Genomic DNA, 18486 nt, shown 5'->3' with positions numbered 1-18486 from the left:
AAAACTCTCACCCTTTTCTGAATTTTTTTCAAAAAAATCTTGAAATATGAAAAAGGACTGTACCCAAGGGGGTACAGCCCTGATATTTTATGCAAGTCTTACGCAGTTTCTTCCGCTGGATTTAGCCTCATACAGCGCGTTGTCCATACGTCTGTAGGCTCTCTCAAAATCGTCGGAAGTATTCAGCGTCGTAACGCCTATACTACAGGTGATATTTCCAACAACTGCAAAGTTCTCGGCAGCCACCTTCTGGCGGATATCCTCGGCGATCGCCGCAGCTTTCTCACGGTCTGCGCCGTAGCATACAGCCACGAATTCCTCACCGCCCCAGCGTCCGACTACGCCATTGTTCTTGTTGAGATAATCGCTCAGCAAAGCCGCAAAGTGCCTGAGCGTATCATCGCCGACAGCGTGGCCGTAATTATCGTTTACGTGCTTGAAGAAGTCGATATCCATTATCATTATCGAAACAGCTTCTCCCTTTGCGACCTTATCTATAAGGGCATTGTTTATCTCTGTTTCCATTCTTCCGTGGTTATATATCGCAGTAAGCGGATCCTTTGAAGCACGGTCTGCGTACTGAGCAAGGGTATTTCTAAGCTCCTGTGCTTCTTCATTGATATTCTGCACCATATAGATATAACGGTAGTCGTCGGGGTTGCTTGTTCCCACACGGCTGAATATGAGCTTTACCCATATCTCGATGCCCTCAAGATTCGTCATAAGGCAGTCAAATGAAGCTGTCTGTCCCGGATCAAATTTTTCTTTGAGATAATCGGGATCGCTCCATTCAAGGAACTGGTCACGATAATCACTGTTTATAGCATTAACTATCATCATTCGCCACTGAGTATATTTAAGCTCCTGATTGATAACGTCGTCAGAGAGCTCTGTAACGCTGATACCGTGGATAGTATCCTTGACAAGGTCAATATACATTGAAAACAGGTATGTATTCTGGAAGGTCTTTACCTTTTGTGTAGTCAGAGTCTCTTCCATGGACTGGCTGTCGTCAAGCTCATCAAGTATAAAGAGGTATGTCTCCTTTTCCTTTAACGGATATATAGATACCTGTACAATGTAGGCTATATCCTCTACCATTACTTCAACTTTTCTGGAATACTTTCCCGAAAAAGAACCTGACGTCATGACAAACGACTGATATTTCTCGGATACAGTGTCAGAAGTCTTGCTAAGATGATACCAGAGTTTCTCAAGGAGATCATGGTACTTGCCGCCTGATTCTGCAACAAGCTTATTGAAAATACCTCTTCTGACAACGGGCTTGTAGGAATTGGTTTTACTGTCAGCAATGACAAGGGCGCCAACGTTGTCCTTGAAGAAATCGATCGCTTTTTCTAATGTCATCTCGTTTACATTAAAATTGTCCATAACGAGTCCCCCTAAAATGTTATTTGCGAAGCTTTCATAGCTTCATGCAAGTTAAAATCAATAATAAAACATATCCTCAAAAAACAGCTTTTTACAGCAGTTTATATCATAATGTATATAATAAATAATATCATATTTTTTTCTCAAAATTGAGAACAAATTGTGAACGAGTCAAACAAACAGAATCAATTTGTAGCTTTGAACAATGAAAAGCAGTACTCTTTGGAAGATTTGACAAAAAAAGCTTCCGTGCAAAATACATGGAAGCTCATAAATCAATTATTCAAATTCGTACTCGCCGTCGTAATTCTTCTTGAATTCCTCGAAAACCTTGCCGAGAAGCTCATCGTCGTCAACGGAAACAAAGTCATCTTCCTCGGGAGTCTCTCCCGGAATGACCTCAAGAATGACTACCTCGTCGTCCTCGTCGTCGAATGGCAGAAGAACTGCGTAAAGGTGGTCTTTGTACTCAACATTGCCGATTATCTCAAAAGATACGTCATTGCCTTCGTCATCGGTGAGAGTGATGTAGTTCTCTATTTCATCCTCTTCCTCAAGCTCGTCGAGTTCTTTTTCGTTCATATCGCTCATGGCTTTACCTCCGCAATAATATTTTACTATATTTTATCACATATGCAGGCAAAATGCAATAGTCTGCGTTAATTTTTCACCACGAGAACAGTTTTTATGCCGTATGTGCGGAAGAGCTCCACGCATTGCCTGTCGATGACCTCGCCGCTTACCACTATTGGTATTGCAGGCGGACAGGGTACCTTTACCGACGCACAGATACGTCCTTCGGCGTCCTCAACCGAAATTTCCTCGGTCTCCGCAAAGGCGGCTTCACAAATGGCTAAAGCCATTTGCGGGAGCTTCGGCTGAAAACCAAAGCACTTCCTATTTCTCGGCGAAGCTCCCGACGCCGCGCTTTCCAGCGCGGCTTGAAGCCGCCCGTAGTCCTCCGCCGCCGAAAAAGGGGACATGAGAAGTATCACCAGCTCGTCGTCGGCGTATTCGCATTCAACTCCCCTTTCACGGAGGAGTTCCGCTATTTCCGTGCCGCAGAAGCCGCTTTCAGCGGCTTTTACTGTGATATGGAAGGGCTCGCTTTCGGCAAAAACAAGCCTGTCCGACAAGGCGGCGCGAAGCACCGCTATCCGCGGCAAAGCCGCGGCGATGTCGTCACGTATCCTTTCTGCGATATAACGGTTGCAAAGATCAAGCGAAGCCATAATAAGATAGGACGGACTCGTCGAACCGAAAAGGCTCATCGCCTGTTTCAGCTTCGGGACATACTCCTCGCAGGAGGTATGCAGAACTGCCGCTCCCGTAAGAGCAGGCAGCATTTTATGCGCTGAATCACAGCACAGGTCTGCTCCCAGAGCTATGGGGTGCAGGCTCTCCTCAAAGAAAGCCAGATGAGCTCCGTGAGCGTTATCCACAAGGAGCTTCGCTCCATAGCTGTGGCATAGCCGAGCCAGTGCGGCGGTATCCGCCAGCCTGCCCGTGTAATCGGGTGAGGTCACATAAACGCAGGCTGGCGTGTGGTCGGCGGCAAGCGCCGCCGCCACGTCGGCGAGCTGAAGCTCGCCCGACAGGATACCGCCGCTGTATCTGGGCATTATCCACTGGACGTCCAGACGAAGCAAAGCCGCCGCATTGAGAAAAGCGCGGTGAACGTTCCTGACCGCTATAACGCGGCGGCGCTCCTGCTTCATAAGAGCCAGCATAGCCTGTATGCACAGCGTAGAGCCCCCTGCCGAGAAAACCGAAGCCTTACTGCCGTAGAGCTTCGCGGTATTGTGCTCGCTCTGCGCGATTATGCCCTCAGCTTCAAAAAGACTGTCCGCGCCCTTTATTTCCGTTATGTCGAGCTTGAAAAGCTCCCCAAGCTCAGCCGCGGCATTCCCCTTATGCCCCGGCATATGAGCCCTCAGAGTTCCCGAAGCGGCGTAGCTCCGCAAAAAATCATATACAGGAGTATCCATAAAACCTCCTCAGATGTAATATTTCAGTATACCGTACATTGTCTTTTTAGCGCGTGACATAGCCGCATAGACCGCCTGCTGGGACACTCCCAGCTTTTCGCTTATAGCCGCTACATCTGCGTTCTTAAAATAGTATAGCATAATTATTTCCTTTTGTCTCGGTGTCAGCTCATTATTAATTATTTTTAACATAATACTGCGAAGCCTTGACGCATTTTTGTCCTTTTCACCGCGGCTGAGGATACGCTTAATGCCCATATCCTCCCTGCCGCTCATTTTGTCAGAATACCTGATATCACATCTTGCCAAAGCTCTCACGCCTCCTGTTGTACGAAGTGAGATGAGAGATGATCGCCTGCATTTCGCCGTGCTCCTCATAGAGCACCTGAATGCGGCGGTCGAGGTCGAGCTCCGAGACTTTTGCGTTATCCCCCCTTTTCAGCAGGGCTCTCCGAAGCTCGGAAAGCTCTGTGATACGCTGTTTTACGAGGTCGCGGCTGTTGGTGTAGTTTTTGATAAGCTGTGTCATGATTTGCCCCCTTATTAAGAAAAAGAAGCACGAGCAGCATATGCTGCACCCTTGATAAGATAGCTTTAAGAACTAACGTTCCATTCCTTGTGATTATATTATAGAACATCTGTTCTTATTTGTCAAGACCTTTTTGAAAAAATTTTGAGCCGTTAGCCATTAGCTTGTAGGGGCGGCGTTTCGCCGCCCGCAAGTAAGCATTGATAGTAAGCATAGAGTAGAATTAAGCCCGTTTTACGCAAAAAAGGAACGCCCGACAGGCGTTCCTTACTAATAACTATTCACTGATCTCTGTTTGCTCCTCGGGAGCTTCTTCTGCCGCTTCTTCGCTCTCGGCAGGCTCAGTCACAACGTCTGAGATGACCTGCTGTGATTCCTCGTCGGAATATTCGATATCCTCGGGCAATGTCTCCTCGGAGATAGCCGCCGCAGCAGCCTCCAGATCCTCACGTATGCCGTCCGAGCAAGCGCCCAGCTTCGGCATATTGATTATACCCGAGCAGGTAACGTCGTCGCCGCTGCCCTTTTTCGTCATTGCAGGCAGGAAGTCCGCCAGCTGTGCCACGCCGTCCTCCATGCCGTTTTCAACTATTGTAAGAGCAAGTCCGCGGAAAAAGCTGAAAAGCTGCTCCTCGTTCCAGTAGGAGTTCTCCACGCCGTCAGTACAAAGGAATACCGCCGCAGGCATAAGTCCCTTTGGCAGATAGAAGAATCTTGCCGACAACGCCGCGTCGTCCTGACACATGGAAGTGGTAACGTTCTCATAACAGCGCGGATCCTCGGGAATAGGCGCAAATACATTGCTGTCGCCGTCGATGACCACGCATTTTCCGTCGCCTATCTGAGCGCCGAAGGCATAGTCCTCAGTGACTACCGCAAACAGCAGCGTAGTTCCGTAAGCGCCGATATACTCGCCGCTCTCATATCGCGTTATATAGGACGCGAACTTCTCGGGGATACGGCTGTACTCCTCCTCGGTAAAGGGCTCGTTCCTGAAATCCTGCTCTGTCTTGTCGTGCCAGCGTGCGATGATACTGCGCCAGAGCTGATTGAAGAGCTCCTCGCGCTGTCTCTCGTCGGCAAGCACCTCAGCGGCATTCTCGATACCATCAAGGAACTCCCCTACACACTCCGCCGCACATTCAACTGCAAATTTCGAGCCTCTTTCAGTACGCAGATAGCATGGACTTCCGTGACCGTCAGCCGCCGCCGCGAATGAGTACTTCTCATGGTCTGCGGCAAGGGAGCTGTCCTGACAAACGATGTCCCTGCTGAGATGTGAAGCGCCTACAGTTGTCTGAGCAAAGGAAAGAATTTTATCCATAGCCTCACCTTACCAGTCCGATTCGTCCCAATCGGCGGTATTGGCGTCGCTGAGAGCCTCTGAAGTCTGAGTCTGAACGTCCTCAGCCAGCTTCTTTGATATTTCAACAGGATCTGTGTCGCTGTCAACTGTGCTTGAATGGCTTGCGAATACGCTGGTGATAACGCTTGCCTTTTCTATCATAAGGCGGAGCTGATCCTTGTTCTTGACGTCAAGAACTGTCTCGGAGCTTCCCGAGAAACGTGCAAGAACGTCCTTGTCAGCGTCATCGCCGATAGCGAATGCTATCTTGATAGAGCGCTTGTACCAGTTATTCTTCTTGAGAGCGTCAAGACCGCTCTCCCAGTTATCTGTAGGACCGCCGTCACTGAAAAGGAGAATTACAGGCGGATATGCACCTGCGGCAGTCTGTAGGAATTCATTTCGTGAGAGCTTCTTGTCCAGCTCCTTGCAGGCAGCGCCCAGATCGGTAACGCCACAGGCTTCAAAGGTCTTGAAGCGGTATCCCTCGGGAGAAACAGGCTCGGGAGTAACCCATGAAGCGCCTGTGGAGAATTCCAGAACGGCGATCTTTATTTCAGCGTCGTCGCTTTCGTCGCTTATTTCCTGTAATGTCTGCATAACTTCTTCAAGAGCTGATTCTACTTGTCCTATTTTGCTGCCCTGCATACTTCCCGAAGTGTCAATGACATAGAAAAGAGTCATGACCTTTCTGACAGCAGGAGCGTAATCGTCTAAACCTGGCATGGTATATACCTCCGTCCTGTAATTTATAATAAGCTAAAAGTATTATATCATAAAAATACGAAAATAGCAACACACGCGGCTAAAAATTTCAATTTTTATTTTTTCAGCGTGAAAAAGGCTCCGCGCTTATAGCGTAAAAGCGCAGACAGGTCAGAACCTATTAAGCCTGTAGGGGCGGATATTATCCGCCCGAGCCCTTAGCCTTTAGCCGTTAGCATGCGCCCCTTAAAAACAGAGTTTGTATTCTCCCCACCGCAATTGTTCACACAAATTTAACATTTAATATCGTGACATAATCGCATTTATAATGTATAATATCATTAAAGATGATACTATACTTTATTAAAAAAGCTCTTGCAGATACGCAGATCAAAGATCTGCTCCCTGCATATCGGGCAATTATACTACAACGTTCCGCTTACGCGGTACAATACAGACATGATATATGATTGGAGGGCTTGCCGTTTTTTCGGCTCACTATGAACAAAAACGACATAAAAAAATATATCTTTATCGCGGCACTGGCAATAGCAGTATGCGTTATAAGCCAGAATTTCCACGTACTGGCAAACTTCGTATCCTTGGTGCTGGGCGCTATGAAGCCCCTTGTCATGGGATTTATGATAGCCTACATCTTCAATATCCTCATGAACTACTTCGAGAAGCACTACTTCCCCAAAAGCACATCAAAAGCCGCCGCAGTTACACGGCGACCTGTGTGTCTGGTGTGCTCGTTCGCCATTGCCATAGCAATGATAATCCTCGTGATGTATATCATCGTTCCCGAGATAGCCAAGGCTTTCGGAGTTCTCTACGCCGAGATACCGCCTGCGTTCACCCAAGTCCGTGACTTCGCTCTCGGAAAGCTTGGCGAGTACCCCGAGATACAAGAGCAGATAAGCTCCCTTGAATTTGACTGGACTACCATTGCCGAAAAGGGCTCGAAGCTTCTCACATCGGGGCTTGCAGGCATACTCAGCTCCGCAATGGGCATTATCGGCGGACTTACCTCAGCGGTGGCGAACCTTGTGCTGGGACTGATATTCGCAATTTATCTTCTTCTCCGCAAGGATAAGCTCTTCCGCGACGGAAACCGTATCAGACGGGCGTATTTCAGCGAGGAATCCAACGCGAGATTCTCACGGATCTTCCACACCGCAAACGAGACATTCCAGAGCTTCTTTGTTGGACAGTTCGTGGAGGCTATTATCCTCGGCTCACTGTGCTTCATCGGCATGAAGATACTGAAACTCCCCTACGCCGCAATGTCGGGAACTCTTGTAGGAGTTACCGCATTTATCCCTATCGTTGGTGCATTCATCGGTGCAGGCATAAGCGCGTTCATTATCCTGACGGAAAGTCCCATGCATGCGCTGATTTTCCTGATATTCTTAGTTCTGCTCCAGCAGTTCGAGGGCAATATCATCTACCCAAAGGTAGTTGGCGGCTCTGTAGGACTGCCGAGTATATGGACTCTTGCGGCTGTTACTCTCGGCGGCGGACTTTTCGGTATTTTCGGCATGATACTCGGCGTACCGCTGGCGGCTACACTGTATAAGCTCAGCTTCAACGTGCTCGAAGCAAAAGAAGCCGCAGAGGGCATTGCACCTCCCGAGGACAAGAAGCCCAAAAAGCCCGAAAAAACCAAGAAACCCCAGAAGCCTAAAAAAGTGAGTAGAAAGTAGTAAGTAGTGAGTAGTTTGTAGGGGACGGCGTCCCCTACTTAGCTCTTAGTTCTTATCTCTTAGTTCTTATCTCTTAGTTCTTAGCTCTTAGTTCTAAGTTCTATCTAATGCACAAATAAGCCAAACAAGTTCACACATTTTTGATACCGATCAATTCGGCATGAGCCGAATGCTCCAATTCTCCGCAGGGAGACCTAAGCTGCCTCAGGGGACAGCTGACATTTTGTAATCTGATAAAACGAAAAACGGTATTTTTCCGTTAACCGACGTTAATAGGGAGATTGACAAAATTTAAACAATGTGGTAATATTATCTTAGATCATTGTAAAGGAGTAATGTGTTATGATCAATACATGGCAAAAGGAATGGGACGGCTTTACAGAGGGACGCTGGAGTCATACTTCTGTAAACGTCAGAGACTTTATCAAAAAGAATTACACTCCTTATGAGGGCGACGAAAGCTTCCTCGCACCTCCTACCGAGGCAACAAAAAAGCTATGGGACAAGGTCATGGATCTCTCCCGACAGGAGCGCGAAGCAGGCGGAGTCCTTGACATGGACACCAAGATCATATCAACAATAACTTCACACGGCGCAGGCTACATTGAAAAGGATCTGGAGCAGATAGTAGGTCTCCAGACGGACAAGCCTTTCAAGCGTGCATTACAGCCTTTCGGCGGTATCAGAATGGCTCAGCAGGCTTGCAAGGAGTATGGCTATGAGGTCGATCCCTCTGTAGTCGAGATATTCACAAAGTACAGAAAGACTCACAATCAGGGCGTTTTCGACGCATACACTCCCGAGATGAGACTTGCACGTCATTCGGCTATCCTGACAGGACTTCCTGACGCTTACGGCAGAGGCCGTATCATCGGCGACTACAGACGTGTAGCACTCTACGGTGTTGATCTCCTTATCGAGGACAAGAAGCACCAGATAGATACTTCACTGGTAAGAATGACTTCCAAGAACATCCGTCTCCGCGAGGAGCTTGCAGAGCAGGTCCGCGCATTGCAGGATCTGAAGAAGCTGGGCGAGATATACGGCTTTGATATCTCAAAGCCTGCCGCAAACGCTAAGGAAGCAGTTCAGTGGCTCTACTTCGGCTATCTTGCAGCAGTCAAGGAGCAGAACGGCGCGGCTATGTCATTAGGACGTACCTCAACTTTCCTCGATATATTCATTCAGCGTGACCTTGATAAGGGCATACTCACCGAGGAACAGGCACAGGAGCTCATCGACCACTTCATCATGAAGCTCCGTATCGTAAAGTTCGCTCGTACTCCTGAGTACAACGAACTCTTCTCCGGCGACCCCACATGGATAACAGAGTCTATCGGCGGCGTTGACGTTGACGGTCATCACCTCGTTACAAAAAACAGTTTCCGTTATCTCCATACTCTCGAAAACTTAGGAACAGCTCCCGAGCCGAATATGACTATTCTCTGGTCAACGAAGCTCCCGAGAAAGTTCAAGGAATACTGCGCTAAGATGTCTATCAAGACCTCATCGATACAGTACGAGAACGACGACATGATGAGAGTGGTCCACGGCGACGATTATGCTATCGCCTGCTGTGTATCCTCAATGCGTGTGGGCAAGGAAATGCAGTTCTTCGGCGCAAGAGCCAATCTTGCAAAGTGCCTGCTCTACGCTATAAACGGCGGTGTGGACGAGCGTCTCGGACTTCAGGTAGGTCCTAAGTACAGACCTGTTGACAGCGAGTATCTCGACTTCGACGATGTTTGGGAGAAGTACATGGATATGATGGAGTGGCTGGCTGGACTCTATGTCAACACCCTCAACGTTATCCACTATATGCACGACAAGTACAGCTATGAGAGACTGCAAATGGCTCTCCACGACAGAGATGTAAAGCGCTATTTCGCAACAGGTATCGCAGGACTTTCAGTTGTTGCAGATTCGCTCTCCGCTATCAAGTACGCAAAGGTAAAGCCTATCCGCAAGGATATCGAAATAAAGGACAAGGCAGGCAATGTCACAAGCATTGCAAAGAACGTGGTAGTCGACTATGAGATAGAGGGAGACTTCCCGAAGTACGGCAACAATGACGACCGTGTCGATCAGATAGCGGTAACTGTAGTCCGCAAGTTCATGGACTGCATAAGAAAGCATCACACCTACCGTGACAGCGTGCCTACAATGTCTATCCTTACAATCACTTCAAACGTGGTTTACGGTAAGAAGACGGGAAATACTCCTGACGGAAGAAAGCAGGGAGTTCCGCTTGCTCCGGGAGCTAACCCGATGCACGGCAGAGACACTCACGGTGCTGTAGCTTCACTCTCATCTGTAGCTAAGCTGCCTTTCAGACACGCACAGGACGGTATCTCCAACACATTCTCGATCGTTCCTAATGCACTGGGCAAGGACATGGAGGTATTCGCAGGAGACCTCGACCTTGACAAGCTCAGAGGCGAATAATATGTGCGCACCCGAAAGCAAAAGCTCCGCTGAGGAGCTTGCTGACCTGATAGACCAGCTCATGGCGCAGGGAAGCGGTCATGTAAATATAGTCGGAAACGGCTCGGAGCTGAAAGTCGATACCGTTAAAAGCACGGATATCTGCGGCACAAAGGGCGCCTGCTGTCAGCCCACGGAGCTTGAGCCCGAGGACGACGAATTTTAATTGTCATACGCATAAATCGCATTTTCCTATCAAACTGCCGTAAGCGATGTACGGGCAGCGGCTTAATAAAAAGTGAGCGAGCGGCAACGTGGATAGGGTGCAGCGTCACGCTGCAGGGAGGATAAATATGGATAATCAGAAACAGGTAGACAACCTCATCGAATTGCTTGACGGCTACGTTGAAAAGGGCGGACACCACCTCAACGTAAACGTTTTCACCCGTGAAACTCTCCTTGACGCTCAGGCTCATCCTGAGAAGTACCCACAGCTCACCGTAAGAGTTTCGGGCTACGCAGTAAACTTCGTAAAGCTTACAAAAGAACAGCAGGACGACGTTATTTCAAGAACATTCCACTCAAGTCTCTGATAAAAAACTGCAACATATAAAGTTTTGCCCCTGAGCGTATTTGAAAACGCTCAGGGGCATTGTATTTATCTTTCTGTAACGAATCGGGCAAGCTCAACATTGCCGTCTGTTTCAATGGATACTATACGAAATCCGCATTTTTCGGTATAGAACTTAACATTTTCCTTCTTATCCAAAGGCGTTACTAAAGTGAGCTTCTCCCAATCATCATAAAGCTCCTTCACAAACTGAACTGCCTTAGTACCTAATCCTTTGCCCTGATACTCAGGAACAATGACAGGCAAGTTATCTCATATACTCTCATTTCCTGCATTTTGCAAGAAACACAGCCAACAGGCTTATTATCGCACAGTATGATATATTTCGGATACTCTCTTATTGATTCTTTCATCATTTCTGTCGTTCTGCCATACCCCGGACACGCGCCATATCTCATGTAATCGCTGTAAAAAGCAGCATTGTAGATATTTACCAGCATTTCCGCATCTTCTGATACCGCTTTTCTATATTCTATTGTCACAGTTTATCAGCTCCGCATCTTCCGATTTATATTAGTACAAATTATAGCATGATAAAGCTGAAATGTCAATAAAAAAGCCACAGTACTTCTGACTTTCATCAGAAATACTATGGCTAAAAATTCTATATCAGTGTCTTTTCACAGGCACAGCCTATTTCGTTTTATTTTGTGGCATTAGATGCGTATATGCCGAGTATTATGGACGCGTCCACCGCGTCTACTGTGCCGTTTGTGTTCATATCAGCGGCAGTTATCTGAGCTGCGGAAAAATGTGAGCCTCGTCCCGAGGAAACATTTGCGTACTCCGTAAGCACTTCGGAAGCGTCAATGGCGTTTATCGCCTTATCACCGTTGACGTCACCTTTTTCGAGAGTACCGCTGTTTTTGTCGCCGCTCTGGACCTTAACAGTCGGAAAATCCTTGTACTCCACAGGCGAGTCCATAAACAGCTGAACCCAGTACTCATAGCCGTTGGCATAATAATAACCAACGCCGATGTACTTATATCTTGGCTTTAGGATATTGTTCCTGTGACCTTGGGAATTCATCCAGCCGTCCATAACATCTTCGGGAGAGGTATAGCCCATAGCGATATTCTCGCCAACATATGTCCAGTTGAGACCTGCGTCATCTATAGCGCTCATACCTTTTCTGCCGTCAGGACGTACATGGTCGAACTTGTTTACTATCTCCTTTGCGCGGATAGAAGCCGCCTTATTCATGGATACGAGAGCTTTAACAGGCTGAACGCCGTTCTTTGTTCTCTCGCTGTTCACAAGCTTAACTACCTGCTCAGCATAAGCGTCGGCATTTGCTGAAGAAGCCTCTACTATGTTGTCACCGAGCACAAATGCAGTATCAGGGGCAGCAAAACTTGTTATCGGCAGCATAGCCGATATAGTCAGAGCTATTGAAATTACAGACGCCAAAAGCTTTTTCATAAAAAACCACTCCGTTTCTGCATATTTCCCCCAAAACCATGCATTTCACTTCTTATATTTTAAAGCTGAAAAAAACTGCGAAGCTGATAAATATTATACATAATGTTTACCAACTGTCTAAGATTATTATATCATAAGTTGTAGGTCAAGTCAACAGGCTGTACGATTTTCCGCACTTTACACAGTAAGTGCAGCCCCTGATTTTGCACAATAAACAAAGGGAGCTGTACCATATAGTACAACTCCCTGTATAGTATACAATCCGTAATAAATTACTTGATCTCGATTGTAGCGCCAGCCTCTTCAAACTTAGCCTTGAGTTCGTTAGCCTCAGCCTCAGAAACGCCTTCCTTGATAGCCTTAGGAGCAGCCTCAACGATCTCCTTAGCCTCCTTGAGGCCGAGACCGAGAACTTCCTTAGCAACCTTGATAACGCCCATCTTAGCGTCGCCGAAGGAAGCAAGGATTACGTCGAACTCTGTCTTAGCAGCAGCAGCGCCGCCAGCAGCACCGCCAGCAGCAGGAGCAGCAGCGATAGCAGCTGTTACGCCGAATTCCTCCTGGATAGCGTCTACGAGCTCAGAAAGCTCAAGAACGGAAAGAGTCTTGATATCTTCAACAAATTTTGTGATCTTCTCAGAAGCCATGATAATAATCTCCTTTTTAATAGTATTTGCCCTTATGGGCTATGGTTTAATTAAGCTGCGGAGCTTGTCTCCGCAAATGTGTAATGGAAGTTCAAGCGGCAATTAAGCAGCTTCTTCCTCCTTCTTCTTGTCTGCAACAGCATTGAGTGTAGCAGCAAGCTTCTGCAGTGGGCCCTGGAGAGAGCCAACGAGCTGAGCGAGAAGAGTGTCCTTTGAAGGGATCTTGGAAAGAGCAACAACTCCGGCCTGATCATAGATCTCACCCTCAACGTAACCAGCCTTAAGGTTGAACTTCTCGTCGCCTGCCTTCTCAGCGAACTTACCGAGGATTCTTGCGGGAGCAGTCTGATCGTCGTTAGAAACAGCGAGAGCAGTTGTGCCGTTGAGAGCCTCTTCAAAGCCCTCGATACCGCATTCCTTGAAAGCGCGGAGAAGCATTGTGTTCTTCTCTACAAAGTAGTGAACGCCAGCTTCACGAAGCTCCTTTCTGAGCTTGGTATCCTCTTCAACAGTGATACCCTTGTAGTCAACAAGAACGCCTGAAACGGAGTTCTTGATGATCTCGGTGAGCTTCTCGACCTTAGCCTTCTTTGCTTCGAGTACAGCATTGCTTGGCATAGTGTGTATTCACCTCCGAATGAATTTTCATCGTATTCAGAGAGCAATAAAAAAGCCCATTCCGACAGCGCAGAATGGACAATGATAATTCTATCAATTGCTATTCCTCGGCGGGACTTACTGAGCGTTAGCTCTGCCAGCTGTCTTTAGAATACGATACTGTTTTTTCACAGCTTGATAATTATACCATATTAATTTATGTTTGTCAAGTAGTTTCTGAAAATTTCTTTAGAACTCAGAGCTAAGAGCTTAGAATTTAGAACTAAGTTTGTAGTGGGGCGGCGTTCCGTCATTTGCGCACCATAATATACATCATCATCACCTTCGGACGTCCCTACAGGGGTCATCGGTACAACGACTATTATAATCTCAAATTTGTCCGCAGAGCGGACACAACAATTACGAATTACGCATTACGAATTAAAAGGGGCGGATAATATCCGCCCCTGCGTTATTACTTTTTAAGGTTTGCCTTGACTGTCTTAACGATGTTCTCAGCTGAAAGACCGAACTCCTTGAGGAGGTCAACAGCAGGACCTGAATGTCCGAACTCGTCGTTTACGCCTATCTTGATAACAGGAACAGGACAGCACTCTGTAACTATCTCTGCAACAGCAGAACCGAGACCGCCGATGATGCTGTGCTCCTCAGCAGTAACGATGAGACCTGTCTCCTTAGCGCACTTGCAGATGAGCTCCTTATCGAGAGGCTTGATAGTGTGGATATTGACTACTCTTGCGGAGATACCCTCAGCCTCGAGAGTCTTTGCAGCCTCTACAGCCTCGTTTACCATGAGACCTGTAGCAACGATTGTAACGTCCTTACCGTCCTTCATAACAACGCCCTTGCCGAGCTCGAACTTGTAGCTTGCAGCGTCGTTGATAACAGGAACAGCAAGTCTGCCGAAACGCATATAAACAGGACCGTTGAAGTCGAGAGCAGCCTTTACAGCAGCCTTTGCCTCAACATCGTCGCATGGATTGATGATAGTCATACCCGGGATAGTTCTCATAAGAGCGATATCCTCGTTGCACTGATGTGTAGCGCCGTCCTCACCAACGGAGATTCCTGCGTGTGTAGCGCCTATCTTTACATTGAGGTGTGGGTAGCCGATAGAGTTTCTTACTATTTCAAAAGCTCTGCCTGCTGCGAACATTGCGAATGTGCTTGCGAAAGGGATCTTTCCGCAGGTTGCAAGACCTGCTGCAACACCCATCATGTTAGCCTCTGCGATACCGCAGTCAAAGAAACGGTCTGGGTAAGCCTTCTTGAAGATACCTGTCTTTGTAGCAGCAGCAAGGTCTGCGTCGAGAACTACTAAGTCCTTATATTCATCGGCAAGCTCCTTAAGAGCCTCGCCGTAGCTTTCTCTGGTAGCCTTTTTTATCACATCTGCCATTGTATTAGTCCTCCAATTCCTTTAACTGCGCGTTAAGCTCTGACATAGCCTGCTCGTACTGTTCCTTGTTAGGAGCTGTGCCGTGCCAGCCTACCTGATTTTCCATAAATGAAACGCCCTTGCCCTTTGTGGACTTCTGAATGATAGCCACAGGCTTGTCCTTTACGGAATCAGCCTCTGTGAATGCTCTGTCGATGTCGTCGAAGTCGTGAGCGTCCATAGTGATAACGTGCCAGCCGAATGCTGCGAACTTATCTGTGATAGGCTCAGGTGAGCATACCTCGCTGATAGGACCGTCTATCTGGAGACCGTTGTTATCTACGATAGCAACGAGGTTAGTGAGCTTCTTGTGAGCTGCGAACATAGCAGCCTCCCATACCTGTCCCTCTTCGATCTCGCCGTCGCCGAGTACAGTGTATACCTTGTATGACTTGCCGTCTATCTTGCCAGCCAGAGCCATGCCGCAGGCTGCGGAGATGCCCTGTCCGAGAGAGCCGCTTGACATATCAACGCCAGGGATATGGATACATGGGTGTCCCTGTAAAAGAGCGCCGATGTGACGGAGAGACTTGAGCTCCTCTACTGAGAAATAGCCCTTCTGAGCCAGTACCGAGTAAAGAGCAGGAGCTGTATGTCCCTTTGAAAGAACGAATCTGTCTCTGTCGGGAGCGTCGGGATTCTTAGGATCGTTGTTCATCTTGTTGAAGTAGAGGTAAGTGAGAGTATCGCTTATCGAGAGGGATCCGCCGGGGTGTCCCGACTTGGCATTGTAGGTGCCTTCGATAACGCCCATTCTTACCTTGCAGGCTGTTTTCTGCAATTCTTTTTTAAGCTTTGCGTCCATAGTGACCTCCAAAAATTTAACGGCTTAACGCCGCTTTATACAAGTTTAATAAAGTTTGACAGCAGTAGGCGGGTGACTCGGTCGCCCCCTAATAATTATTATTCAGACAGCCGCCCGCCCCTGCAATTATAGCTACACACATATTATACCGCAAAAAATGGGTAAATGCAAGACATTTTTTGCTGTAAATGTAAACATATTATGTCTTTCACCTGAAAATCATCATTACTATGACAATTATATAAAATATTGAAAAGCCTGTACACGCCACGGCAGGAACGGATATGAGCATCTTGTTCTGCCTTTCGTGGAGAGTTCCCCTGAGTCTCAGCGCCTTCATCAGGCAAAACGACGCTATCCACATTGGTACTGCGAATACCGCCAGCGCCAGCGTTGCCACATCGCTGAGTGTAAAGCTTGCGGCGGAGTCTGAGCTCCTGCCGTTCATGCTGCTGTAAACCAGCAGCCCGATAAGTCCCAGCACGATGATTACTGCGACTATGTATACGATTATTGCTGCCTTCTTCTTCATTGTTCTACTGTTTGCACCTTTCGATTATGTAGTCAATAAGCTCTGCTACAGCGCCCTCGTCGTTGGTGCGTGAGAGTACGATATCCGCCTTTGCCTTTACTGATTCCTCCGCATTGGCGGGACAAGCTCCCACATCGGCTTCGACTATCATCTCTATATCGTTGTCGAAGTCGCCGATAGACACGAAGGTACAGCCCTCCATGCCGCCGAGCCTGCGATACTGTGCAAGAGCCGAGCCCTTGCTTACTCCCTTGGGGAGCATTTCAAGGAATATTTCCGAGGACTTCACAAAATCCACGCCCTCATAGCGCAGCTGTTTTACAAGGAGCTCCATATGGTCAACGTCCTCGGGAGACAGCGAGAACAGGACTTTCAGCCAGCCGCCGTCCTCAATGTCGGAGAGCTCCGCATAATTCGGCACTATACCGCACAGCTTTGTATGGAGCTGCTGGTAGTCTGTATTGCTGAAAACGTAAGTGCCCTCAGTTTTCAGCACCTCTCCTCCTGCCTGCGGCATGAGCTCAAGGAGCTCTGCCGTGTAAGCCTTAGCTTCAGGGGGAAGAGGGTGTGTGAACAGCGTTTCGCCCATGATATAGTCATGGATAGCTGCTCCGTTGTACATGATTATAGGATATTTCAGCCCCAGAACAGAACGGAACTGGTCAAAGGACTGGATAGTGCGTCCCGTCGCAACGGTAAAGCGTCCGCCCATTGCTGTGAACCGCTCAATAGCGGCTCTGTCGGTGTCGGTTATCTCCTTTTTTGAGTTGAGGAGAGTTCCGTCCATGTCGCTGAGCAGGACAACTTTCGATATATCTTCAAACAAGGTATCACTCCTACATTTTTTCCAGCTTTGCAAGTATGGATACAAAGTAATCGGGAAGTTCGCTTGTAAACTCCATGTACTCCCCTGTTGTGGGGTGGATAAAGCCTATTTTACGGGCGTGAAGGCATTGTCCCTCTATGCCCTTGTAGGGCTTTCCGTAAACGTCGTCCCCAAGTACGGGGTGTCCGATATAGCTGAGGTGAACACGTATCTGATGAGTACGTCCCGTTTCGAGCCGCAGTCTCACATGAGCGTAGCCGCCGTACTGCTTTATTACGCTGTAATGAGTAACAGCGTTTCGGGAATTTTCCGTGGTAACGCACATCTTCTTGCGGTCTGTCTTGTGACGCCCTATAGGAGCGTCCACAGTTCCCTCGGTCTCCTTGAAATAGCCGCAGGCGACTGCCTCGTACTCACGGGTGAAGCTGTGCTCCTTTATCTGCTCAGCAAGCTTCAGATGAGAAGCGTCGTTCTTGGCAACTATGAGAAGTCCGCTGGTGTTTTTGTCGATACGGTGTACGATACCCGGACGGATAACGCCGTTTATCCCCGACAGGCTGTCTCCGCAGTGATGTAGCAGAGCATTTACCAGTGTTCCCGTATAATTGCCGTGTGCAGGGTGTACAACCATGCCCTTGGGCTTGTTGACCACCAGCAGGTCGTCGTCCTCATAGACGATATCAAGGGGTATATCCTCGGGTACAGCGTCCATAGGCTCGGGCTCGGGTATCTCGACGGATATCTCCTCGCCGCCTCTGAGCTTGTAGTTCTTGCTGACAGCCTTGCCCTCCGCGAGAACAAGTCCCTTTTCAATGAGCCCCTGTACCGCAGAGCGTGTAAGCTCCGCAATATTATCAGAAATGTACTTATCTATGCGGCTTCCCTTATCCTCGGGCAGCGCTGTGAGTATCACCTGCTCACTCATTTTCTTCCGCCTTTTCGGACTCTGCTTCCGCAGCCTTCTTAGCTTTTTCTATCTTTGGATCGATGAAAAGAGCGTACCAGATAAGCATGATGAAAGCAAAGGTAACGCAGATGTCAGCCACGTTGAAGATAGCAAACTTGAATGGTTTGAACTCGAACATATCCACCACATAAGCAAAGCGGAAACGGTCGATAAGGTTGCCTATACCTCCTGCAATAAACAGCGCAATGGCTGTGCTGAGGAACTTCGAGCGGCGGTGTACCTTAAAGAGCACCACTATGCCTGCCAGCACAACAAGGCTCGTAAAGCCGATGAGGAACCACCTCTGTCCCGACATACTTCCAAAGATAGCGCCGTCGTTTTCAAGGTAGGTAAGGTCGAATATCTTGAAGTCTCCGATACGGATAAAGTCCATAGTACCTACGGGTTTGAGCTCATGTACAGCCCAGTATTTCACGAGCTGGTCAGCTCCTACAAGGACAGCCACCAGCAAAGCAAGTATTATCAACAAGTGTGTATCCTTTCAATAAGACTGCCTGTCGACCAAAAAGC

22 protein-coding genes are annotated in these 18486 nt (G+C 48.0%); 4 read left to right on the top strand and 18 right to left on the bottom strand.

Annotated features, from left to right (window positions below):
* Window positions 1-87: 87 nt before the first annotated feature.
* The 7 genes from BT105_RS10315 to BT105_RS10285 form a co-directional block, all read right to left on the bottom strand.
* Window positions 88-1392, bottom strand: a complete 1305-nt coding sequence (locus BT105_RS10315) for a GGDEF domain-containing protein (RefSeq protein WP_072300668.1) — start codon at window positions 1390-1392, stop codon at window positions 88-90.
* 279 nt (window positions 1393-1671) lie between these two features.
* Window positions 1672-1983 (bottom strand): DUF1292 domain-containing protein, encoded by a 312-nt coding sequence (locus BT105_RS10310; protein ID WP_072300667.1) that lies wholly within the window; start codon window positions 1981-1983, stop codon window positions 1672-1674.
* 68 nt (window positions 1984-2051) lie between these two features.
* The gene (locus tag BT105_RS10305) at window positions 2052-3380 is read right to left on the bottom strand and encodes an aminotransferase class V-fold PLP-dependent enzyme (RefSeq protein WP_072300666.1); all 1329 of its coding nucleotides are present in this window, start codon (window positions 3378-3380) and stop codon (window positions 2052-2054) included.
* 9 nt (window positions 3381-3389) lie between these two features.
* Window positions 3390-3689 carry an RNA polymerase sigma factor gene (locus BT105_RS10300; protein ID WP_072300665.1) on the bottom strand — a complete coding sequence of 100 codons (300 nt, stop codon included), beginning with the start codon at window positions 3687-3689 and terminating at the stop codon, window positions 3390-3392.
* Complete coding sequence (locus BT105_RS10295; protein WP_072300664.1) at window positions 3676-3909, bottom strand: hypothetical protein; 234 nt, start codon at window positions 3907-3909, stop codon at window positions 3676-3678. The genes BT105_RS10300 and BT105_RS10295 overlap by 14 nt, the downstream gene beginning before the upstream one ends.
* Before the next feature lie 277 nt (window positions 3910-4186).
* Entirely contained in the window at window positions 4187-5233 is a 1047-nt protein-coding gene (locus tag BT105_RS10290) for a PP2C family serine/threonine-protein phosphatase (RefSeq protein WP_072300663.1), read from the bottom strand.
* A 9-nt stretch (window positions 5234-5242) separates the two neighbouring features.
* On the bottom strand, window positions 5243-5980 hold the full coding sequence (locus BT105_RS10285) for a vWA domain-containing protein (RefSeq protein WP_072300662.1): 738 nt from the start codon (window positions 5978-5980) through the stop codon (window positions 5243-5245).
* Between the two features lie 479 nt (window positions 5981-6459).
* Between BT105_RS10285 and BT105_RS10280 the strand changes: the two genes are divergently transcribed.
* From BT105_RS10280 to grcA3, 4 genes are all read left to right on the top strand, one after another.
* The gene (locus BT105_RS10280) at window positions 6460-7665 is read left to right on the top strand and encodes an AI-2E family transporter (protein WP_072300661.1); all 1206 of its coding nucleotides are present in this window, start codon (window positions 6460-6462) and stop codon (window positions 7663-7665) included.
* Window positions 7666-8007: 342 nt separating this feature from the next.
* The gene (gene pflB, locus BT105_RS10275) at window positions 8008-10110 is read left to right on the top strand and encodes a formate C-acetyltransferase (protein ID WP_072300660.1); all 2103 of its coding nucleotides are present in this window, start codon (window positions 8008-8010) and stop codon (window positions 10108-10110) included.
* Window position 10111: 1 nt separating this feature from the next.
* Window positions 10112-10315: a hypothetical protein gene (locus tag BT105_RS10270; RefSeq protein WP_072300685.1), complete on the top strand. Its 204-nt coding sequence runs from the start codon at window positions 10112-10114 to the stop codon at window positions 10313-10315.
* A gap of 88 nt (window positions 10316-10403) precedes the next feature.
* Entirely contained in the window at window positions 10404-10682 is a 279-nt protein-coding gene (grcA3, locus tag BT105_RS10265) for an autonomous glycyl radical cofactor GrcA3 (protein WP_431767980.1), read from the top strand.
* Between the two features lie 65 nt (window positions 10683-10747).
* Here grcA3 and BT105_RS15305 read toward each other — a convergent pair whose 3' ends face one another.
* The 11 genes from BT105_RS15305 to lspA form a co-directional block, all read right to left on the bottom strand.
* Window positions 10748-10906 (bottom strand): hypothetical protein, encoded by a 159-nt coding sequence (locus BT105_RS15305; RefSeq protein ID WP_242940119.1) that lies wholly within the window; start codon window positions 10904-10906, stop codon window positions 10748-10750.
* A gap of 20 nt (window positions 10907-10926) precedes the next feature.
* Complete coding sequence (locus BT105_RS15300) at window positions 10927-11202, bottom strand: GNAT family N-acetyltransferase (RefSeq protein ID WP_242940118.1); 276 nt, start codon at window positions 11200-11202, stop codon at window positions 10927-10929.
* A gap of 161 nt (window positions 11203-11363) precedes the next feature.
* The gene (locus BT105_RS10255) at window positions 11364-12143 is read right to left on the bottom strand and encodes a CAP domain-containing protein (RefSeq protein WP_072300659.1); all 780 of its coding nucleotides are present in this window, start codon (window positions 12141-12143) and stop codon (window positions 11364-11366) included.
* A gap of 272 nt (window positions 12144-12415) precedes the next feature.
* Window positions 12416-12790, bottom strand: a complete 375-nt coding sequence (gene rplL, locus BT105_RS10250) for a 50S ribosomal protein L7/L12 (protein ID WP_028516123.1) — start codon at window positions 12788-12790, stop codon at window positions 12416-12418.
* A gap of 102 nt (window positions 12791-12892) precedes the next feature.
* Window positions 12893-13408: a 50S ribosomal protein L10 gene (gene rplJ, locus BT105_RS10245; RefSeq protein ID WP_072300658.1), complete on the bottom strand. Its 516-nt coding sequence runs from the start codon at window positions 13406-13408 to the stop codon at window positions 12893-12895.
* A 454-nt stretch (window positions 13409-13862) separates the two neighbouring features.
* Entirely contained in the window at window positions 13863-14807 is a 945-nt protein-coding gene (locus BT105_RS10240) for a transketolase family protein (protein WP_177243962.1), read from the bottom strand.
* A gap of 4 nt (window positions 14808-14811) precedes the next feature.
* Complete coding sequence (locus BT105_RS10235; RefSeq protein ID WP_072300657.1) at window positions 14812-15651, bottom strand: transketolase; 840 nt, start codon at window positions 15649-15651, stop codon at window positions 14812-14814.
* A 208-nt stretch (window positions 15652-15859) separates the two neighbouring features.
* Window positions 15860-16183, bottom strand: coding sequence for a hypothetical protein (locus tag BT105_RS10230; protein ID WP_072300656.1), 324 nt, complete (start codon window positions 16181-16183; stop codon window positions 15860-15862).
* Between the two features lie 4 nt (window positions 16184-16187).
* On the bottom strand, window positions 16188-17009 hold the full coding sequence (locus tag BT105_RS10225; RefSeq protein WP_072300655.1) for a Cof-type HAD-IIB family hydrolase: 822 nt from the start codon (window positions 17007-17009) through the stop codon (window positions 16188-16190).
* 10 nt (window positions 17010-17019) lie between these two features.
* Window positions 17020-17934 (bottom strand): RluA family pseudouridine synthase, encoded by a 915-nt coding sequence (locus BT105_RS10220; RefSeq protein ID WP_072300654.1) that lies wholly within the window; start codon window positions 17932-17934, stop codon window positions 17020-17022.
* Entirely contained in the window at window positions 17927-18445 is a 519-nt protein-coding gene (gene lspA, locus BT105_RS10215; protein ID WP_072300653.1) for a signal peptidase II, read from the bottom strand. Before lspA ends, BT105_RS10220 begins: the two co-directional genes overlap by 8 nt.
* Window positions 18446-18486: the final 41 nt, after the last annotated feature.

Origin of the sequence: Ruminococcus flavefaciens, assembly GCF_900119075.1 — a bacterium.
GTDB classification, from domain to species: Bacteria; Bacillota; Clostridia; order Oscillospirales; family Ruminococcaceae; genus Ruminococcus; species Ruminococcus flavefaciens_Q.
This window is presented reverse-complemented; position numbering and strand designations above follow the sequence as displayed.